The sequence below is a fragment of the Pseudomonas sp. NFACC39-1 genome (assembly GCF_900110355.1).
Taxonomy (GTDB): domain Bacteria; phylum Pseudomonadota; class Gammaproteobacteria; order Pseudomonadales; family Pseudomonadaceae; genus Aquipseudomonas; species Aquipseudomonas tehranensis.
On record NZ_FODL01000005.1, the window covers coordinates 140,833 to 159,910 of the forward strand.

The following is a 19,078-nucleotide window of genomic DNA, read 5'->3' on the forward strand; positions in this document are numbered from 1 at the left end:
AATCGCCCCCAAGGAAGGAGGTCCAACATGTCCACACTCGAGACCCATGTCGAGTTTATCCGCGCCAGGCTGCCCGTCTGGTTGAAACGCGCTTCGCGGGCCCATCAGAAACGTTTCAAGGTCCTCACCCAGCAATTGCAGCGCGACAGTGACACCCTCAATGCGCTGATGATCGACTTGCCAGCCCCCGATACCTTTACGCGCGACCTGCTGCAGGCTCAGCCGCAGGTACAAGCCTGGGGGGCGGTGAATGGCACGGGCGGTGTCGCGGGTGCGGTACGTCGGGCCCGGGTCAAGCGCGATCCGTTCGGTGCCTCGCTGTCGGTGGTCGAAGCGGCCATGCGCAATTACCCTCCCGCCGATGCGACCGTCGGCAGCGAGTTCGATAAGAAAGGCGAGCTGTTCATCAAGGGCAAGCCTGGAGAGTTCAGCCGTTGGGGGGCGCCGTCAGCCACGGCGGCGCTGCCCACGACCCCGGCCAGCTTCGCGCGGCTTTGTCGACAGGTAGATGTGGGCGGGGCTTATCAGCGCTTGCTTGAACAACGGCTGCCGCGTATCGGCAGAGAGGTTCCCGCCGTCGCCAAGGCCTATAGGGCTTACGCGCGTAGCCAGCTCGCCTATGACGCCTACGAGGCGAAGCTGGATGGACGCCTGGACGAAACGGGTGAGCGATTGCTGGCTTATGTCGGGGTGCAGCTTGAAGATCGACTCGTGGCGCCTCTGGCTTGTGAGGTCAAGGCGCTGGAGGTGCTGTCGGCGCCGCTGTTCGGCGCTCGGGTGTATTGGGGCCTGGCAGCAGATGCCAAAGGCGTGCGCCCGGTGGTCTTGCACCTGCCCCATGATGTGGTGGCGCCCATCAAGCAATTTCCCAGCTTGCAGGCCATGGCCGCTCAGTTGACCGAGCGGATGCGCAAACGCGGTTACCGCCAGAGCCTGATGCGTTACCTTCCGATGCGCTTGCAGGCCCGGCTAGGCGAAGCCCTGCATGATCAGGTGGAGTGGGAGGTAAAGGACAACCTCAATCTCTTTCAGGAAATCCACGCTCGCATTACCGGCTGGCGAGAGGGCGAGCTGGGTGAGGATGGCAACCCCCGACGCATTCGGGTGCCGGCGCCCCACGTGCCCTGGAATCTTAGCGATGTGCGCGAAAATCACTGGGACGATCGCTATCACGAATGGCGCACCCACACCCTGGCCAATGCCTCGGCGCTGATGGTCCCAACCAAGAATCAGGACTGGCAGGCGCTTCTGGCTCGCTTCGAGTATTGGGAAAGCCTCGTCGAGCGCTCGTTGATGCTGGCCGTCAGCTTCATCCCGTTTTGCGCGCCGATTGGAATGGCCGCAGCGGCGGTGGGCGGGGTGCGCCTGGTGTATGAGTTCTTCGAAGGTATCCAGGCGTTCAACGAGGGGCATGCGCAAGAAGGCATCGATCACATTTTCAACGTCTTGTTCGGCGTCGCTCAAGGCGCTTACCTTGGGTTTATCGGCGGGGCAGTTGAACCCATGCCGATGCAGGACGGTACGACGCGCCTGTGGAATGGCGATGTCACGCCGTTCCAGGCCCCGCGCCGGCCCCCCATGGAGGCCGAGCAGGATGCCTGGGGCGTCTGGCGCACGACGGACCAGGCATGGGTGCAGGTTGAGGGCCGTTACTTCGAGGTGCAAGGGAGCGCCGATGCCTTGGGTTTGCGCCTGCCCGCCGGGCATCGAGGCGTGACGCCTTTGCTGGAATGGAGCCGCGCCCGTGGCTGGCGCTGGGCGCACCGTAACCCGTTGCAGCGCAGTAACCTGGAACTGTTGCGCGACTTTGCCGAAACGCCAGGCGAACTGGACGACAAGACGATCCTTGCCCTGCAGCGGCAGGTGGGTATCAGCGAGGCGCACCTGCGTTATCTGCAAGTGGAAGGACAGCCGCTGCCGGCGCTATTTGCCGACGCCCTGAGTGAAGCGCGCAATTGGCAAAAGGTGCAGCAGACCATCGGGCGTCTGCGCCGCGATGAAGCGCCTGGGCTTGTGCCTGTTCAAATCACGCAAGCCCTCGTGGATCTGCCGGGTTGGCCAAAGGACTTGATGTTGCGCTACCACGACGGCGGACAGACCCACTTCGTAGGTGACACAGCCGCCACGCGCACTCTCGACGTGCACGACGCAGACCTGGCGCAAGACGCCTGGGCGGATCGCATCCTGGCTGGGCTGAGCGTGGATGAACAGCGCACACTGCTGGGGCAAAGCTCCCTGGGCCTGCGCCCGGTGGAGCGCACTCGGTTATTGGCCAGGCGCTGGTCCGATTACCTGGAACGCCATGGGACGCAAGTAAGCGCTGCCATGGTCCGGCCCGCAGAGCTCGATCCGCTGGCTGTTCCCGTGGCGCGTGCCTTCTCAGGCTTACCGGAGTCCATGGCTAACGAACTGGCCAATCTGGCTCAAGGCCAGGACCGGTTGCGCCTGCTTAAAGGCCGGGTTATCGGGCGCCTGGGCAAGCAATGTGTAGAAGCCCTGAGCGAGTTGCGCCTGACCCGTGCCTTGCGAGCCCTGGAGCGTGGCGAAAGCAGCGCCGACCGGGACGGCATCGTCATGGGGCTGCTTGGCAGTATCACGCGCTTGCGCGGTCGACTGCACTTGCGTCTGTTGTCGCCCGAGCAGCGGCACCTGCTCACGGTGGGAGAAACGGGGCCTTTGAAAGTCATTCGCCAGGAAGGCTGGCAATACCAGCCTTTTGACGAAGAGGGCAGTGAACTGGCCGGGCCTTCGAACCTGGAGCAAGCGCTGCTCAGGGCCATGCCGGACGAGGCGCGCAAAGCCTTGGGCCTGAATATCTGGGACGCGGAGAAGCTGCGCGAGGAACTGCTGGAGATGGCCTTGGGTGACCGCCAGAGCCTGCGCGCTTACTTGCGACTCAAGCGCTTGGACAGCGACGGGTCGGCCCCGCAATGGTTGAACAAGGCCTTCGGTTATCCTCTAAGCGGGCGTGGCAGGCTTCCCTTGCAGCGCTGGCATGGCAGTCTGCAAAGGCGTCTTGAGCGGTTGTATCCCCACTCTGCCGGAGAGGCCCTCGCGGAACTGCAACGAAGCCTGACCGACCAGGCCGGGCGCGAAGGCATCAGCCTGGACGATCTGGTCACTCGGTTGACCCAGGAATGGGCGACGCTGGATGAAGGGCTGCGCCAGTGGGAGGTGCACGAAGGTATTCATCATCCTGTCGAGAGCCAGTATCACCGCGAGGACCTGATTGCTCTGCGCAAGGAGGTGGCGAAGGAAATCCGTCGAGCCTGGCGGCGTGAACCCGATCCGACCAGGGAAGACAGCGAGTTGATTCTGCGTCTGTCAGGGTGGCACATCGGCCGGCTTCCGCCGCTGAGCGCGCGCTTCGAGCACATTGAGGAACTGATGCTGGCTCATATGGGCTTGAATGAGGACCCCTCGGATTTTCTGCGGCTGTTCCCCAATGTCGATACGTTGCGCCTGCACGACAACAACCTCACCGCCGTGCCCGTGGCCACCGGCGAGTTTCGCCACTTGCTGGAACTGTCATTGGGCAAGAACCCGCTCAATATGGATGCGAACGTATTCGCGCCCTTGCTCGGGGCCGATCGCGCGCCCCTTCTAGAAGAACTCAACCTGTCCGGGGTGAGCGGCGGGGCGGTGGGCAGTGCCGACAGGGTGACGGCCATCGGCCGTCTGGGTGAGTTACCTTCACTGCATGAACTGGTATGGTCCGACAACGTGCATTTCACCCCCGAAGAGCTACAGACCATTACCGCGCTACCGGGGTTGCAGAGGCTGGATCTGGCCCGCTGTGGCTTGCGGCTGGATCAGCAGGGCAGTGCCTTTCTGCGCACCGCCACGGGCTTGAAGGAGCTGCGTCTGAGCGGCAACAACTGCCGCGAATTACCTGATTTACCTGAACTTGCGGCCCTGGAATCGCTGGAACTGGCCAATGCGAAGCTCGATCGGGTACCGGCCCTGGCATTAACCTTGATATCCCGGCCTTCATCCGAACCCCTATTCGTCGATCTCAAGGGCAACCACATCACTGACATCCAGGGTGATCTGATTCCCGCGCTTGGCAGCATGCCGACGAGCAATACACTTGGGTTGTGGCTCGAAGACAATCCGCTGCCCAGTAGCCAGATCCGGATCCTGCGCGCACTGGACCCACAGTCCTTTCGCTATACCGTCGACGATTGGCTGGAGACCTTCACAGGACTGCAACGGGCGTTGGAAGTGGCTCGCGACGATGCCGGAGGGCGACGGTTCATCGACTGGTTCTGCGCAGCCATCAGTGACGTCGATGCTGACACGCCGGGCGGGCTCGCCCTGGGGGATCGCCAAAGGGCCGCCGGTATTTTGCAGTACTACACCGGCTACCCGGACATCTATGCCGAACTCTCGGCCCGGATTACCGACTTCAACCAGCAACTTGGACAGTTGCGCATGCGCTTGCAAGGGCGGGTCATGGACCCGCAAACGCCGGATGTCGCCGAACTGGAGTTGCACTTTCTTATGTTCCAATCGGTTCAGCGCGCGCGTCTCGAGCCGCAAGGCGAGCCTTTTGCGAGCTTCATCGGCCACCATTACGACTATTGGGACCGGGTGCTAAGCAGCCGCCTTCCCGAGGTTTCCCAGCGCCGTGCGGCGATGACCCGAGAGGGCTTCATCAATTGGCTCAGCGAAGCCCAGGACACTTTCAACAGCAACGATCAAACGCCACGTGTAGGGGAGCAGGTCTGGCGGCCATACTTGGGGTTGATGTCCCGAGACTGGCTCGAAGGTCTGGCAACCTGGGAGACGGTGGAAGACGACCTGGTGGACGCTTTCAGCGAGCCTGTGGACCCATCCCGCTGGCCGCAGGTGCTGCTTGATAATCTGGTTCAACCGGGCGATGACCTGCCCAGTGCCCTGGAGCCCGTGGCGGAGCCCGAAGGCACCGTCTGGCATCGGGTGCGACTCGAAGCGGTGGCGGATGTGGATTGGAACGCGGGCGAGCCGGTGACACTCACGGAAGACCAGTTGCGCCGCACCATGGCCATCTACCGTTCGGTCAAAAGCCGGGAAGTCGAGGCCATGGTACGTCGGATCACCGCGGGACTGGTCACCCCCTGGTGGTCGTTGCGGGCGCCGTAGTCTCATCGCCGGTAAACACCAACGCCTTCAGGCCACATTCCCCGTCGGTGTCGGGAAACTCCGGCGGATTGGCCAGGCGTTCCACGAATTTCAGGCCTGGCGCTTCACGGGTGACACCGTCGATAAGAAAGTCCGGGCCGGTGGCCGGGTCGTTGCTGCAGGCCAGGACCGTGCCACCGGCGCTGAGCAGTTCCGGCAGGCGCCGCAGTACCCGCTGATAGTCTTTGGTCAGCAGGAAACTGCCTTTCTGAAAGGTGGGCGGATCGATGATGACCAGGTCGTAGGGGCCACTGTTGATCACCTTGCCCCAGGACTTGAACAAGTCGTGGCCAAGGAAACGTACCTGACTCAGGTCGTGGCCGTTGAGGCGATGATTGTCGCGGCCACGGCTCAGGGCCGCGCGCGACATGTCCAGGTTGACCACATGCTGCGCACCGCCGGCGATGGCGGCCACCGAAAAACCGCAGGTATAGGCGAACAGATTCAGTACTCGCTTGCCGCTGGCGTTGGCTCGAACCCAGTCGCGGCCGTAGCGCATATCGAGAAAAAGCCCATTGTTCTGCTTCTTGCCCAGGTCGATCCGGTAACGCAAGCCGCCTTCGATCAGCGTCCATTCTTCGACCGGCTCGCCCACCAGCCACTGGGTAGTGCTGTCGGGAAGATAACGGTGCTGCACGGCCAGCGTATGGGCCGTGCTGTGCTGCCAGGCCGGTGTGGCCGTGAGGGCGAGCAGCATGGACATCAGATCGTCAAACTGCGCAGGCTCAGGCGCCTTGAACAACGAAACCAGCACCACCCCTTGCAGCCAATCGACGGTGATCTGCTCCAGCCCCGGCCAGCAGCGACCGCGGCCATGGAACAGGCGCCGGGTTTCTTCCGGCACCGAGGTCAGGGCCGTCAGTAAATGGGTCTGCAGGGTTTGAAGGGCTTCAGGGTTCATCGCAAAGGCCAGCAATTCGAAGGGCCGGCATTTTAACCACCCAGTGACCTTGTGGCGAGGGAGCAAACGCCCTCGCCACAAGCGCGCGGCCTAGCCATCACTGGTCGCAAGAATACTGGCAACCTGTTGCGGTTGACAGTTGAGGTAGGCCGAACGCTTGAGCCAGCTTGGGTCCGGGTACCAGGAAAACATGAATTGCCCGTCTTTAAGTTTGTCGATCACCTTGCGCGCCACCTGCGGGCGGACGGCTGGGCAGCCCAGGCTGCGGCCGATGCGCCCCTGACGCACGCTCCACAGCGGGTTCACATAATCGGCGGCGTGGATCACGATCGCGCGATCGCGGGCCAGGTCATTGAAGCCCGGCTCCAGACCATCCATGCGCAAGGAGTATCCATGGGCGCCCTGATAACTTTCCTGAGTGCGAAACAGCCCCAGGCTCGACTGGAAACTGCCCAGACGATTGGAGAACTGTGTGGCGAAGTTTTCCCCGGATTTTTGCCCGTGGGCCACCAGGTCGCGCAATACCAGTTTCTTCTGGCGCAGGTCGAAGATCCACAGGCGCCGGGCCGTGGAGGGTTGCGAGTAGTCGATGACCGCCAGGTGACGGGCGGGGCGAGCGCCGTTGGCGACAGCGCATTGCATGGCGCTCAAGGCACTTTTAAGCGCTTGGGGATTGAGTTCCGGCGCTGCGTGGGTGAGGCTGTTGTAAAGCGGCTGAGAATTTCCTTTGTCGGCCAGCGCCGGGCTGCACATCACGCCAAGGCCGGTGATGACCAGGCAGAGTCGGCGCAAGAGGCTGGCTGAAGATGGAAAATTCCCACGGTGGTGTTCGTTTGCGGCATCCCGTCCGATTTGGTTTGTTTGCATGATGGCGGGTCGTACCTGTCGCAAAGTTGACCGTCAACGGGACGGCCATGGATTGGAGTAAAGCAGTTGTTCAAAAAGTCCGCATGTTACCTGAGCCTTTTGTTGCTCACTGCGCCATTGGTCGCTACAGCCGAGCAAAGCGATCCGGCCCTGGTGCAAACCACCTTGGCCCAGCTGTCGGTCAACTGTCCCGAGCTGGCCGCAGGCGTCGACTTTCCGACGATGATGAGTTTGCAGGCGTTCTACGAGCAAAACGCAGGCCAGGACGTCTGGTCGGACGATGAGCGGCGGATGGCGTTGCAGGCACAGTTGCAGCAACTGGCCGACGACGGACTGGACCCGGCACGCTACAGCTTGCCCGCAGAAGAAACCGCCCAAAACGCCCATTGTGTAGACATCGCCATCAGTCAGCGCTACTTGCAAGCACTGTATGAGCTGCGTTTCGGCTACCTGCCCCAGGACCGTCTGGAGCCGGTGTGGAAGGCCGACCCGCTGCCGCAGGATCGCCAGGCCGCAGTGCTGGCCATCGCCGGGCTGGGGCTGCAGGACCTGAATGACGCTTTTGAACAGGCCCGACCGCGCCTGGCGCTGTATCGCAACTTGCGTGAACTTTACGCCCGGCAACGGCAACTACCCTTGCCCGAATGGCAACTGGTGCCCGGCGGCCCGTTGTTGCACCCGGACAAGCGCGACGCCCGCGTACCGGCCCTGGCCCAGCGATTGTTCAGCGAAGGCTATTTCAGCGCACCCCCCGTGATCATCGACGATCACTACAACCCCGACCTAGTGGCGGCGATGAAAAGCTTTCAGCTTCATCATTCGCTACAAGCCGATGGAGTGGTGGGGCCCTGGACGGTGACGGAGCTGAACATCAGCCCGTTCATGCGGCGCGAGCAGTTGCGCGTCAATCTGGAGCGCATGCGCTGGCTGGCTCGGGACCTGGAGGCGGACAGCGTACTGGTCAATGTGGCGGCGGCCCGGTTGACGGTCTACCAGGACGGCGCACCGGTCTGGCAAACCCGCACCCAAGTGGGCCGCGCGGACCGGGAAACACCGCTGCTCAAGTCCCGAGTGACACGATTGACACTCAACCCGACCTGGACCATCCCCCCGACTATCATGCGCGAAGACAAACTGCCTGAGATTCGTCGCGACCCCGAGTTCTTGAGTCGACATAACCTGCGGGTGATCGATCGCGATGGCTTGCCGTTACTGGCCCAGGACATCGATTGGGAGCATCCCGGCGGCCTTATGCTGCGCCAGGACCCCGGTCCACAAAACCCACTGGGTAAAATGGCGATCCGCTTTCCCAACCCGTTTTCCGTGTACCTGCATGACACGCCAAGCCAGTCACTGTTCAGCAAGGAACCCCGGGCGTTCAGTTCGGGGTGCGTGCGAGTCGAACAGGCCATGCAGTTGCGCGACTGGCTGGTAAGCCCGGCTGAGCGTCTGCGCACCGACACGCTGCTGGCCAGCGGGCTGACTCATGAGTTCAGGCTGGCCAGGCCGGTGCCGATTCTGTTGGGCTACTGGACAGTGCAAGCCGACAGCCAGGGACAGGCAGTGTACATCCCGGATATCTACAAGCGTGATCAGGTCCTCTCTGCCGCCAAGGGCAGCGTGCTCTGATGGCGGTCAGGCGCACTCGGTGCTTGTTTGAACCGGTGCAGTCTCGTCGCGAACCTGGAACAACTGCCGGCCAATGGCATAGGCAGCGTCCAGGTGACGTGCCGGTTCGAGGGTTTCCGATTCGAGCAAACGCTTGGAACTGACCACCCGGGCGCCGCAGTAATCAAAGATACCGTGGTCGATTTGCGCGGTCATCGCCTGGCCATAACCGTGGCGCAGGAACGTACCCTCATCAGCCCCGCCCACGGCCACCAGATGCACCTGCAAACGCTGCAATTTTTTGATAAAGGGCTTATCGAGGCTGAAATCGAACGCCCAGCCGTTGGAAAACACCCGGTCGATCCACCCCTTGAGCAAGGCTGGCATCGACCACCAGTAAATGGGATACACCAGCACCAGCGCATCTGCGCGGTCGATTCTGGCTTGTTCGGCCAAAACGTCCATGGGCGGTGAGGCTTCGCGGTGGTGTACCGCATGATCGGCGAAACTGAACCGCGGATCGAAGCCTTCGGCGGCCAGGTCGGCGATCTCGAACGTATCGGCGGGATTGGCTTGGGTCAGGCCTTGGGCGATTTTTTTGGCGAGGCCGTGGGTAAGGGAGTGGGAATCGTGGTGAGCGACAACGATGAGTGCGTGCATGGCAAAACTCCTCATGGCAATGACCGGTATCAAGCAGGTATGCTTGGTTAAGTTACCTTTAGTAAGTTACGGTTGGTAAAGTTAGCATGTCAAGCCTTGATGAAAATTCGCGATCTTCTGCTGCTCCCCGTCGACGCTTGTCTCGCGAGGATCGGCAACGGCAGCTGTTGGATGTCGCCTGGCGGCTGGTGCGAGAGGAGGGCAGCGAAGCGCTGACCCTGGCCCGGCTCGCCGAACAGGCGGGGGTCACCAAACCCATCGTGTATGACCACTTCACCACTCGGTCCGGGCTGTTGGCGGCGCTCTATCAGGATTTCGATGCCCGACAGACAGCGCTCATGGACGCCGCCCTGGAAGCGAGCGAGTCGACACTGCAAAGCCGCGCCGAGGTGATTGCTTCTTCGTTTGTCGAATGCGTCCTGCTGCAAGGCCGGGAGATCCCGGGGGTCATTGCAGCGCTGACAAGTTCGCCAGAACTGGAGCGCATCAAACGCGAATATGAGGCGATTTTCCTGGCCAAGTGCCGAGCCGTCCTGGAACCGTTCGCCGGTACACGGGCCCTCACCCAGGCGAGTCTGCGGGCGATGCTGGGTGCGGCAGAAGCCCTGTCCAATGCCGCTGCCACCGGGGAAGTCAGCGCCGACGAGGCCAAACAAGAACTCTTTGTGACCATCGTGGCGATGGTGGATAGAACCGCCCGCATCTGCGCGACCTGAACCTCCCCTATCGCGAGCAGGCTCACTCCCACGATGGCCCCAGCCCCTCTGTGGGAGCGAGCCTGCTCGCGACGGCGTCCGCCCAGTCACTGCACTTTTATGAAGCCGCAGGCGATAGATCGCACCATGGCAAGGCAATCGTCCGCGCATGGAAGCTTCAGGCGAGCGCCTGTAAGCATGAGGTGATTGGGCGGGCTCTTTCGCGGGCAAGCCCGCTCCCACAGGGATTTTCAAGGGTTGCAAGCAGCGTTGGATCTATGAATTCAAAGGGACAGACAAAGGCTTGGCACGCTCGCTGCAAGAGGCTGTTCAGGCCCACTGTAAATACACTCAAGTGGGCAACCCCGTCGGTCAACGAAGATCGAGAGCCAGCAGGCCGGGGATAACGGTAGATCGGGGCGCAGTCGCCGGATCGATACCGCACAGAACAGGCAAAGACGCCTGGAACCGCAAGGTTTCAGGCGTCTTTTTTTTTGCTTCCAAAATCGTGATGGGCTTTTGTCGGGTGCTTTTATGAATTCCAACGTCGCTTCCCTGAACAAGCTGCAAACACTGATCGTGATCGGCAATGGCATGGTCGGCCATCACTGCGTCGAGCAACTGATCGAGCGCGGTGCCCTCAATCATTACCACCTGCATGTATTCAGCGAAGAACCGATGCGCGCCTATGATCGCGTGCATCTGTCGGAGTATTTCTCTGGCCGTGACGCCGAGTCCCTGGCGCTTGGGCAAGCCTCGTTGTACCAGACCCCCGGCGTCACGCTGCACTTGGGCGTGCCAGTGCTGGAAATTGATCGCCAGGCGCGCCAGGTGATCACCGCCCAGGCTCGAATCAGCTACGACAAACTGGTCCTCGCTACCGGCTCTTACCCGTTCGTGCCACCGATCCAGGGCGCCGAAGGCGATTCCTGCATGGTCTATCGCACCCTGCAAGACCTGGACGCCATTCGTGCCGCCGCAAGCAACGCTCGTCGTGGTGTGGTGGTCGGGGGTGGTCTGCTGGGCCTGGAAGCGGCCAATGCCCTCAAGACTCTGGGCCTGGAAGCCCATGTGGTGGAATTCGCCCCGCGATTGATGCCGGTACAACTGGATGAGCAGGGCGGTTTGGCCCTCAAGGCGCGCATCGAGAAGCTGGGCGTGGGCGTGCATCTGTCCAAGGGCACGCAATCCATCAGCGCTGGTGAACAGTACCGTTATCGGATGAATTTCGGCGATGACGACTTCCTGGAAACCGACCTGATCGTGTTCTCCGCCGGCATCCGCGCCCAGGATGCCCTCGCTCGCCAGTGCGATCTGCAGATCGGCCCGCGCGGTGGCGTGGTGATCGATGACCATTGCCTGAGCAGTGACCCGGACATCTACGCCATCGGCGAATGCGCAGCCTGGAACGGCAGCATCTTCGGCCTGGTCGCACCGGGTTACCAGATGGCTCGCAACGTCGCGGCTTGCCTGTGCGGTGAAAGCGCCGAACCGTTCACTGGCGCGGACATGTCCACCAAGCTCAAGTTGCTGGGGGTGGACGTGGGTTCCATCGGCGACGCCCACGGCAATACACCGGGTTCGCGCAGCTTCCAGTTCATCGATCAAACCAGCGCCAGCTACCGGCGACTGGTGGTGGATGCCGACGGCAAACGGGTGATCGGCGCGGTCCTGGTGGGCGATAACAGCTACTACGACACCCTGCTGCAATACATGCAGAACGGCATCGCCTTGCCCAAGGACGCGGCCGGCCTGATCCTGCCGAGTTCCGAAGGCGCACCCACGTTGGGCCCGGCAGCGCTGCCGGCGGCAGCGACCATTTGCTCGTGCCACAACGTCACCAAAGGCTCGATCTGTGCGGCCATCGACAGCGGCTGCACCGACCTTGGGCAACTGAAATGCGATACCAAGGCCGGCACCGGTTGCGGTGGTTGCGCCGCCTTGGTCAAGCAGGTGTTCGAGCACGAACTGATCGCTCGCGGCGTCAGCGTCGACAAGAGCCTGTGCGAACACTTCGCCTATACCCGTCAGGAGCTTTATGCCTTGGTGCGGGTTGAAGGCATCATCAGCTTCGACGAGCTGTTGGCCAAGCACGGCCGCGGCCACACCGGTTGCGACTTGTGCAAACCGGCGGTGGGCTCGATCCTGGCGTCGTGCTGGAACCAGCCGATCATGGACCCGTCCCTGGTGCCGTTGCAGGACACCAACGATACCTTCATGGCGAACATGCAGAAAAACGGCACCTATTCGGTGGTGCCACGCATCGCCGGGGGCGAAATCACCGCCGATAAGCTGATCGCCATCGGCGTGGTCGCCAAAAAATACGACCTTTACACCAAGATCACCGGCGGCCAGCGCATCGACCTGTTCGGCGCCCAGTTGCACCAGTTGCCGGATATCTGGGCCGAACTGATCGAAGCGGGTTTCGAAACCGGGCACGCCTACGGCAAGTCGACTCGTACGGTGAAGTCCTGCGTGGGCAGCACCTGGTGCCGTTACGGCGTGCAGGACAGCGTGCAAATGGCCCTGACCATTGAAGATCGCTACAAGGGTTTGCGTTCGCCCCACAAGCTCAAGTTCGCGGTGTCCGGCTGCACCCGCGAGTGCGCCGAGGCCCAGAGCAAGGACGTCGGCGTGATCGCCACCGAGAAGGGCTGGAACCTCTACGTGGCCGGTAACGGCGGAATGCGCCCACGTCACGCCGAGCTGTTCGCCACCGACCTGGATGACGCGACCCTGATTCGCTACATCGACCGCTTCCTGATGTTCTACATCCGCACCGCCGACAAGTTGCAACGCACGTCGGTCTGGCGCGAAAGCCTGGAAGGCGGCCTGGACTACCTCAAGGACGTGATCATCGACGACAGCCTGGGCCTGGGGGCCGAACTCGAAGCCCAGATGCAACTGGTGGTCGATCGTTATGAATGTGAGTGGGCCAACGCCCTCAAAGACCCGGACAAACTCAAGCGCTTCCGCACCTTCGTCAACGACGGTCGCGGCGATCCGGATGTTCATTTCGTCAGGGAACGCGGCCAGCGCCGGCCGGTGCACGCCCACGAGCTTCACCTGATTCCCGTTACCGAGGAGGTGCTCTGATGAGCCAGTCAAACGTTGTTCGTATCCCCACCCGCGACGCGACCCCAAGTCCTGTGCAATGGCGTGCCCTGTGCAGCCGTGAGGATCTGGTGCCCAACTCCGGCGTGGTCGCCTGGCACGACGGCAGCCAGGTGGCGCTGTTGTACCTGCCCGAACAACAGGACAAGCCGTTGTACGCCATCGACAACCGCGACCCCAAGTCCGGGGCGAACGTGATCGGTCGGGGGCTGTTGGGCAGCATCAAGGGTGAACTGGTGATCGCATCGCCCCTGTACAAACAGCATTTCCGCCTGGAAGACGGCCACTGCCTGGAGTACCCGGAGCAGCGTCTGCGGGTATGGCCGGTGCGCCTGAATGGTGATGTGGTGGAGATTGGCGAAGACTGATTCGCACCTGGCCGCAGCAACACTGCTGTTGTGGCGAGGGGATTTATCCCCGTTGGGCTGCGCAGCAGCCCTAAAACCTGCCAACTCGGTATCACTGATAGATCGGATGCGCTGTTCTTGGGGCTGCTTAGCAGCCGAACGGGGATAAATCCCCTCGCCACAGGGGGTGCGCCTAGCGCAGATCATCTTGTTTGGTTGGCTTGCCTTTAACTGAAGTTGAGGATCAACAATGAAAACAGCCGCTCAACTGGTAAGACTCAAGAGTGTGCAGCACCAGCAGGTTCACAGCATCGCGCCGGAGCAGACCGTGCTCGAAGCGCTGCAGATCATGGCCGAGAAAAATGTCGGCGCGTTGCCGGTGATCGAAGACGGTCAGGTGGTTGGCGTGTTCAGCGAGCGCGACTATGCGCGCAAGATGGTGTTGCAGGGACGCTCCTCGGTGGGCACTTCGGTACGCACGGTCATGAGTGCCCCCGTGGTCACCGCCGATAGCCAGCAGAGCATCGACCGCTGCATGGAAGTCATGACCGATAGCCACCTGCGGCACTTGCCGGTGCTGGATAACGGCCAGTTGATGGGGTTGTTGTCCATTGGCGATCTGGTGAAAGAGGCAATTGTCGAGCAGGCGGATTTGATCCGGCAGTTGGAACACTACATTCGCGGGCACTGAGCCCACAGGGAATTTATTTGTGGTGGTGCGAAGTTCCGCTAAATTCCCTCACCCCAACATCAGCAATTGCCGGATCAGATTCGGCGTAGTGCCGGTCCAGCGCTTGAACGAGCGGCGAAAATTCGCCGTGTCGTTGAAGTTCAGGTACTGCGCCACTTCCTCGTTGCTGAACCCCTTGACCTGGTACAAGTACAACGCCACATGGGTGTGCACCCGGTCGACCTGTTGCTGGAACCCGGTACGGTGCTTGTGCAGCTTGCGCTTGAGGGTCGCCGGGCTCATGGCGAAAGCCTGGGCGGTCTGTTCCAGGCTGGGCGTCTGCTGCACATGGCTGTGCAGGTAGTCATAGACGCAGTCCAGAAAGCTGGCGGCGAAACCCAATTGCTCGAGCTGGTCTCGGGACTCGATCCGTGCCACCTGGCCGGCGGTGGCCGAGACGTTAGGCCAGGGCTGAGCCAGACAGTGGCGAGGCAGGCGCATCAGGTCCAGCGGACGATTGAATTGCGTCTGCTCACCCAGGTGCACCCAGTACTGTTCGACGTAACGCGGCTCTTCATGGCGAAAGCTGCATTGCCAGGGCAGACGTTCGCCGCTCAGCCATGCACTCATGGCAACCATCGACGTCATGCTTGCTTCCAGTATGAAGCGCCATTGTTCAGTGGCACCGCAACTGTCCAGCCAATGGACGTAGGCGTAGTGCTCGTCCAATAACAGGCGCGGTGCGGCCAGGGGGCTGAGCAGGGCTTGTTGGTCGATCAGGGTTTCCAGGGCCTGATGCAGATTCTGCGCGTGGCGCAAGGCATGACTGGCCGGTCCGTAATGCCCTGGCAGCAGCCGCTGGCCGAACAGAAAACTGCTGTCACTGGCATCGAGCAGGCGTCGGCTGTTGTCGATCAGGCCAAGAAACTGTTGCGGGCTGATGCGGCTCTGGCCGGCGAGGATATCGTCGTGAAACAGCCCGGTGCCACGCAGCAGGCGGTGGCTGTCGATGTCACGCGACAGTGCCAGATCGATCAGCGCGGCAGGCTGATAGTGCCCCGGAATGAAGCGGCTATCGGTTTCATACCAGCAGGTCTTGAGCGTCATGGACCGGCCTCAGGCGCTTTTCAACGTGGAACGGGATCGGGCCAGCGTCAGGTTGAGGCGTTTGAGCAAGGCTTCCGGCGACTCGTCGAATGCCATCACCACGGCGGTACTGGCCGTCAGTTGCAAGCGCTCGCCGTGTTGCCGGGTCTTGTGGGCCAGGCTGCAAACGGCGTGGGCAAGCTCGGCGGCCAGATGCCGGGCCTGGCGCTCGCCGGTGTCGGGCAACAGGACCACAAAGCGATCACCGGCCAGGCGGCAAAGCAGATCCTGACGGCGCAGGTTCAGCACCAGCAATTGACTGACCGCTTGCAGCACCGCATCGCCCTCGCCGTGACCGAAGCGCTGATTGATGGCGGTGAAGTTGTCCAGGTCCAGAGCCAGCAAGGACAAAGGCTGCTGACGGCGCCGGCTGTCCTCCAGGCTGCTCGTCAGTTCATGTTTGAAAAAGTCCGCGCCTCCCAGCGGCGTGAGTTTGTCGAACAGGCGGTGCTCGCGGAACAACCGTTCACGCTTTTCCATCTGCCCGTTGATTGCCAGTTGTTCCCGGTGCCAGTGATAGATGCCGAGGGTCAGCAGAATCATGCCCACCGGCATCGGCCCGGACTCCAGCCAGTGGTCCCAGGTGATGGTGTCGGGCAGACGGATGAACTCGTCGAGGCTGTCGATCCACCAGGAAAAAAAGATGCAACCCAGGCCCCATACCAGATAGTTGGTCACCCGACCGGCCGGGCGACTCTTGAGCACCAGGCCGAGCCAGACCAGCGCCAGCAAGGCCGAGCCGCCTTCGCCGAGAATATCCAGCCAGACCCACTCACTCAGCGGTTTGAGCTCACCGTTGGCCAGGTGGAGCATCAGCCCGAGGTTGGCCGCCAGCAGAAGCAGGGCGAGTTTGAGGCGGTGCGGGCGCAGCATGGAGAACATGGCCGGAATCCTTTGCCAGAAGCGGAATGCGGCTCAGCACAGCAGATGGATGTGACAGTGCGGTGACAGCGGGTGAAGGGCTGGGAAAGGTCGAATCAGCTCACCTGTTGTCGGGATTTTTTCGCATCAGCGCGACCTCACCGCATACCCATTGTGGCGAGGGGATTTATCCCCGCTGGGTTGCGAAGCTACCCTAAAACCGGATATCGCGGTGCGGCAGGGAATTTGAAGGGGGACGCTACGCGCCCCAACGGGGATAAATCCCCTCGCCACAAGGGTGACGGTCTTTAAATTGTCAGGGGCCCTGAGAAAGGTCATTTCAGCTCATTCTGGTCCGCCAACCCCCTCACATACGTGCGTTTGAGCCCCTGCGACCAAACGCTGTCACAGAACCGTCACCCCCCACCCCTAGCGTGCCCTCCCAGTTGCCGGGCCGTTGCCTGGCGGATTTTTGGATTCCTGGGGGAGACCACCATGCATCACCGCACCAGCACTGCCGGGCTCGTCGGTTTTACGTTCACCGCATTGGCGATGGCCATTGCCAGTGAGCGGTTGAGCGCTGCCGAGCAGACGGCCACCGAACATGTCGAAGTGGTCGGCCAGGCGGCCAGCATCGATCAGGCCCTGAAGGAGCAGCGCAGCGCCGACAGCATCAAGAGCGTGGTGCATGCCGACGGCGTGGCGCAGTTGCCGGATGAAAACGTCGCCGAAGCCGTGCAGCGCTTGCCGGGCATCAGCGTCGAACGTGATCAGGGCGAAGGGCGCTTTGTCAGCGTGCGGGGCCTGGGGCCAGACCTCAACAGCGTGACCATCAACGGCACGCTGGTGCCGGCGCCGGAAAGCGAGCGCCGGGCCGTTGCCCTGGACGTGCTGCCTTCGGAGTTGGTGCAGTCGCTGTCGGTGATCAAGACCCTGACGCCGGACATGGACGCCAACTCCCTGGGCGGCACGGTTGACGTGAAAAGCCTCTCGGCGTTCGACCACAAGGGCTTGTTCTACACCGGCAGCAGCGAAGCCAGCTACGACAAGAATACCGGGCAGACCAGTCCGAAATTCTCTGGCGCGATCAGCGACCGTTTCAGCCTGGGCGACGGCATCGATAACTTCGGCGTTGCCGCGGCGCTGAGCTGGCAGAAGCGCGACTTTGGCTCGGACAACGTTGAAACCGGCGGCGCCTGGGATTTCGAGCAAGGCTCACGGCTCGAAGAATTTGAACAACGCGACTATGACATCCGTCGGGAGCGCGCCGGTGGCGGGCTGAACTTCGACTACAAGCCGGATGATGTGAGCAGCTACTACCTGCGCACGCTTTACAGTCGTTACAAGGACAGCGAAACCCGCAATGCCGCCAGCCTGGCTTTCGAGGACCCGCAAGCGGCCGGTGAGCTGGGCGCCGCAGAAGGCGAGCGCAAGGTCAAACAGCGCGAAGAAACCCAGGAGATCCAATCCTATGTACTGGGTGGGGAACGCATGTTCGGTCTCTGGACCCTCAGCGGCCAGGGCGGCTACAGCAAGTCCAGCGAGGACAGCCCCGGTCATATCGCCGGTGCCACATTCGAAGGCATCGACGGTTTCGAGGGGGGCTTCTACGGCAACGACAAGCCGCGGCCGATCATCGGTTCGGGGTTCTACGATCCGACCAACTTCAGCCTGGACAAGGTGGACTGGGAACAACAGAACACCACCGACACCGAGAAAAACCTGCGCCTGGACCTGGCCAGAGACTATGACGTCAGTGGCTACGCTTCCCAGGTCAAATTCGGCGGCAAAGTCAGCCGCCGCGACAAGGACAACGACCTCGACGCCTGGGTCTATGAGGATTTCGACGACCTGGGGTTCACCGACGAGCAGTTGAACCTCGGCCAGTTCCAGAAGGGCAACGTGGATTACCGCCTCGGCCAGTACGGTCCAGGCATCAGCGCCGGGGCCATCGAACAATTGTTGGGTGGTCTGGACCGCGACGCCTTCTTTGATGAGGAGGAATCGCGGGTCAATGACTTCCAGATGAGCGAAGACATCAACGCCGCTTACCTGATGAACACCGTGGACATCGACGATTGGCGCTTGATCGCCGGCATGCGTTACGAGGGCACGGAGTTCGAAGCCAAAGGCAGCGGCGTTACCGATGGCGTGTTCACTGACACCCAGACCCGACGTAAATATCACCACTGGCTGCCGGGCCTGCACGCGCGTTATCAGTTGGACAAGAACACCCAGGTGCGCGCGGCCTGGACCAAATCCGTGGTGCGTCCGACCTTCGGGCAACTGGCCCCGGGGTTTGTCATTGACGATGACGAGGCGACCTTCGGCAACCCGGACCTCAAGCCCCTGGAGTCGAGCAACCTGGACCTGGGCATTGAACATTTCATGGGCCGGGCCGGCACTGTTTCGGCTTTTGTGTTCTACAAGGACATCAAGAACTTCGTCTACAACACCGATCTGGCCGGCACGGGCGCCTGGGCCGACTTCTCCGAGGCCCACAGCTTCGAAAACGGCGACAGCGCCAAGCTCTATGGCCTGGAACTGGCCTACTCACAAAAATTCGACTGGCTACCAGCCCCCTGGAATGGATTGCTGCTAGGGGCCAACACCACCTTCAGTCGTTCGGACGCCGAGATCGAAGGGTTCGATCAGGCCAGCGGTACACAGCGCAAGCGCAGCATCGACCTGCCGAACCAGTCGGACACCGTGGGTAACCTGATGCTCGGCTGGGAAAACGACAAGCTGAGCCTGCGCCTGTCGGCCAATTACAAATCGGCCTACCTGTATGAACTGGCGTCCATCAGCGACCGCGACCATGACCTGCACGTTGACGCCCAGACCTTTGTCGACTTCAGCGCCCGCTACTCCCTGACCAAGAACCTGCAAGTGAGCCTGGAAGCCCAGAATCTCACCGACGAGTCGTATTTCGTCTACACCGGCCACCGCTCTTACAACGGCCAATACGAGGAATACGGCCCGACCTACAAGCTGGGACTGACGTTCACCCATTTCTAGATCGCGACGCCGATCACTTGTTGCGAGG

General features: G+C 61.8%; 12 protein-coding genes. 7 read left to right on the forward strand and 5 right to left on the reverse strand.

The genetic code is table 11. The features are described from left to right. Window positions 1-27: 27 nt before the first annotated feature. Window positions 28-5,124, forward strand: a complete 5,097-nt coding sequence (locus tag BMY45_RS12565) for a dermonecrotic toxin domain-containing protein (RefSeq protein ID WP_092397974.1) — start codon at window positions 28-30, stop codon at window positions 5,122-5,124. On the opposite strand, the gene BMY45_RS12570 is transcribed toward BMY45_RS12565, so the two are convergent. Both BMY45_RS12570 and BMY45_RS12575 read right to left on the reverse strand, forming a co-directional pair. Beyond that, window positions 5,093-6,064 carry a class I SAM-dependent methyltransferase gene (locus tag BMY45_RS12570; protein ID WP_092397976.1) on the reverse strand — a complete coding sequence of 324 codons (972 nt, stop codon included), beginning with the start codon at window positions 6,062-6,064 and terminating at the stop codon, window positions 5,093-5,095. The two genes, BMY45_RS12565 and BMY45_RS12570, sit on opposite strands and share 32 nt — an antisense overlap. 90 nt (window positions 6,065-6,154) lie before the next feature. After that, window positions 6,155-6,817: a murein L,D-transpeptidase catalytic domain family protein gene (locus BMY45_RS12575; protein WP_092398578.1), complete on the reverse strand. Its 663-nt coding sequence runs from the start codon at window positions 6,815-6,817 to the stop codon at window positions 6,155-6,157. 180 nt (window positions 6,818-6,997) lie between these two features. On the opposite strand from BMY45_RS12575, the gene BMY45_RS12580 reads away from it, so the two are divergent. Beyond that, window positions 6,998-8,560, forward strand: a complete 1,563-nt coding sequence (locus BMY45_RS12580) for a L,D-transpeptidase family protein (protein ID WP_092397978.1) — start codon at window positions 6,998-7,000, stop codon at window positions 8,558-8,560. Between the two features lie 6 nt (window positions 8,561-8,566). Here the strand turns inward: BMY45_RS12580 and BMY45_RS12585 are convergent, their stop codons facing one another. Next, window positions 8,567-9,199: an NAD(P)H-dependent oxidoreductase gene (locus BMY45_RS12585; protein WP_092397980.1), complete on the reverse strand. Its 633-nt coding sequence runs from the start codon at window positions 9,197-9,199 to the stop codon at window positions 8,567-8,569. Window positions 9,200-9,285: 86 nt separating this feature from the next. On the opposite strand from BMY45_RS12585, the gene BMY45_RS12590 reads away from it, so the two are divergent. The 4 genes from BMY45_RS12590 (at window position 9,286) to BMY45_RS12605 (ending at window position 14,046) form a co-directional block, all read left to right on the forward strand. Continuing rightward, window positions 9,286-9,915: a TetR/AcrR family transcriptional regulator gene (locus tag BMY45_RS12590; RefSeq protein ID WP_092397982.1), complete on the forward strand. Its 630-nt coding sequence runs from the start codon at window positions 9,286-9,288 to the stop codon at window positions 9,913-9,915. A gap of 513 nt (window positions 9,916-10,428) precedes the next feature. Next, the gene (nirB, locus tag BMY45_RS12595; RefSeq protein WP_092397984.1) at window positions 10,429-12,990 is read left to right on the forward strand and encodes a nitrite reductase large subunit NirB; all 2,562 of its coding nucleotides are present in this window, start codon (window positions 10,429-10,431) and stop codon (window positions 12,988-12,990) included. Beyond that, window positions 12,990-13,376: a nitrite reductase small subunit NirD gene (gene nirD / locus BMY45_RS12600; RefSeq protein ID WP_092397986.1), complete on the forward strand. Its 387-nt coding sequence runs from the start codon at window positions 12,990-12,992 to the stop codon at window positions 13,374-13,376. The genes nirB and nirD overlap by 1 nt, the downstream gene beginning before the upstream one ends. A 229-nt stretch (window positions 13,377-13,605) precedes the next feature. Then, window positions 13,606-14,046, forward strand: coding sequence for a CBS domain-containing protein (locus BMY45_RS12605; protein ID WP_092397988.1), 441 nt, complete (start codon window positions 13,606-13,608; stop codon window positions 14,044-14,046). A 48-nt stretch (window positions 14,047-14,094) separates the two neighbouring features. On the opposite strand, the gene BMY45_RS12610 is transcribed toward BMY45_RS12605, so the two are convergent. Together BMY45_RS12610 and BMY45_RS12615 are read right to left on the reverse strand one after the other, a co-directional pair. Then, the gene (locus tag BMY45_RS12610) at window positions 14,095-15,132 is read right to left on the reverse strand and encodes an AraC family transcriptional regulator (protein WP_092397990.1); all 1,038 of its coding nucleotides are present in this window, start codon (window positions 15,130-15,132) and stop codon (window positions 14,095-14,097) included. A 9-nt stretch (window positions 15,133-15,141) separates the two neighbouring features. Beyond that, entirely contained in the window at window positions 15,142-16,053 is a 912-nt protein-coding gene (locus BMY45_RS12615) for a GGDEF domain-containing protein (RefSeq protein ID WP_092397992.1), read from the reverse strand. Between the two features lie 474 nt (window positions 16,054-16,527). On the opposite strand from BMY45_RS12615, the gene BMY45_RS12620 reads away from it, so the two are divergent. After that, complete coding sequence (locus BMY45_RS12620) at window positions 16,528-19,050, forward strand: TonB-dependent receptor (protein ID WP_092397994.1); 2,523 nt, start codon at window positions 16,528-16,530, stop codon at window positions 19,048-19,050. The last annotated feature ends 28 nt before the right edge of the window (window positions 19,051-19,078 follow it).

What these genes read in the sequence shown, in the direction of transcription:
- BMY45_RS12565 (WP_092397974.1), top strand. Translation starts at nt 28, where the DNA reads ATGTCCACACTCGAGACCCATGTCGAGTTTATCCGCGCCAGGCTGCCC.
- BMY45_RS12570 (WP_092397976.1), bottom strand. Translation starts at nt 6,064, where the DNA reads ATGAACCCTGAAGCCCTTCAAACCCTGCAGACCCATTTACTGACGGCC.
- BMY45_RS12575 (WP_092398578.1), bottom strand. Translation starts at nt 6,817, where the DNA reads ATGTGCAGCCCGGCGCTGGCCGACAAAGGAAATTCTCAGCCGCTTTAC.
- BMY45_RS12585 (WP_092397980.1), bottom strand. Translation starts at nt 9,199, where the DNA reads ATGCACGCACTCATCGTTGTCGCTCACCACGATTCCCACTCCCTTACC.
- BMY45_RS12590 (WP_092397982.1), top strand. Translation starts at nt 9,286, where the DNA reads ATGTCAAGCCTTGATGAAAATTCGCGATCTTCTGCTGCTCCCCGTCGA.
- nirB (WP_092397984.1), top strand. Translation starts at nt 10,429, where the DNA reads ATGAATTCCAACGTCGCTTCCCTGAACAAGCTGCAAACACTGATCGTG.
- nirD (WP_092397986.1), top strand. Translation starts at nt 12,990, where the DNA reads ATGAGCCAGTCAAACGTTGTTCGTATCCCCACCCGCGACGCGACCCCA.
- BMY45_RS12605 (WP_092397988.1), top strand. Translation starts at nt 13,606, where the DNA reads ATGAAAACAGCCGCTCAACTGGTAAGACTCAAGAGTGTGCAGCACCAG.
- BMY45_RS12610 (WP_092397990.1), bottom strand. Translation starts at nt 15,132, where the DNA reads ATGACGCTCAAGACCTGCTGGTATGAAACCGATAGCCGCTTCATTCCG.
- BMY45_RS12615 (WP_092397992.1), bottom strand. Translation starts at nt 16,053, where the DNA reads ATGTTCTCCATGCTGCGCCCGCACCGCCTCAAACTCGCCCTGCTTCTG.
- BMY45_RS12620 (WP_092397994.1), top strand. Translation starts at nt 16,528, where the DNA reads ATGCATCACCGCACCAGCACTGCCGGGCTCGTCGGTTTTACGTTCACC.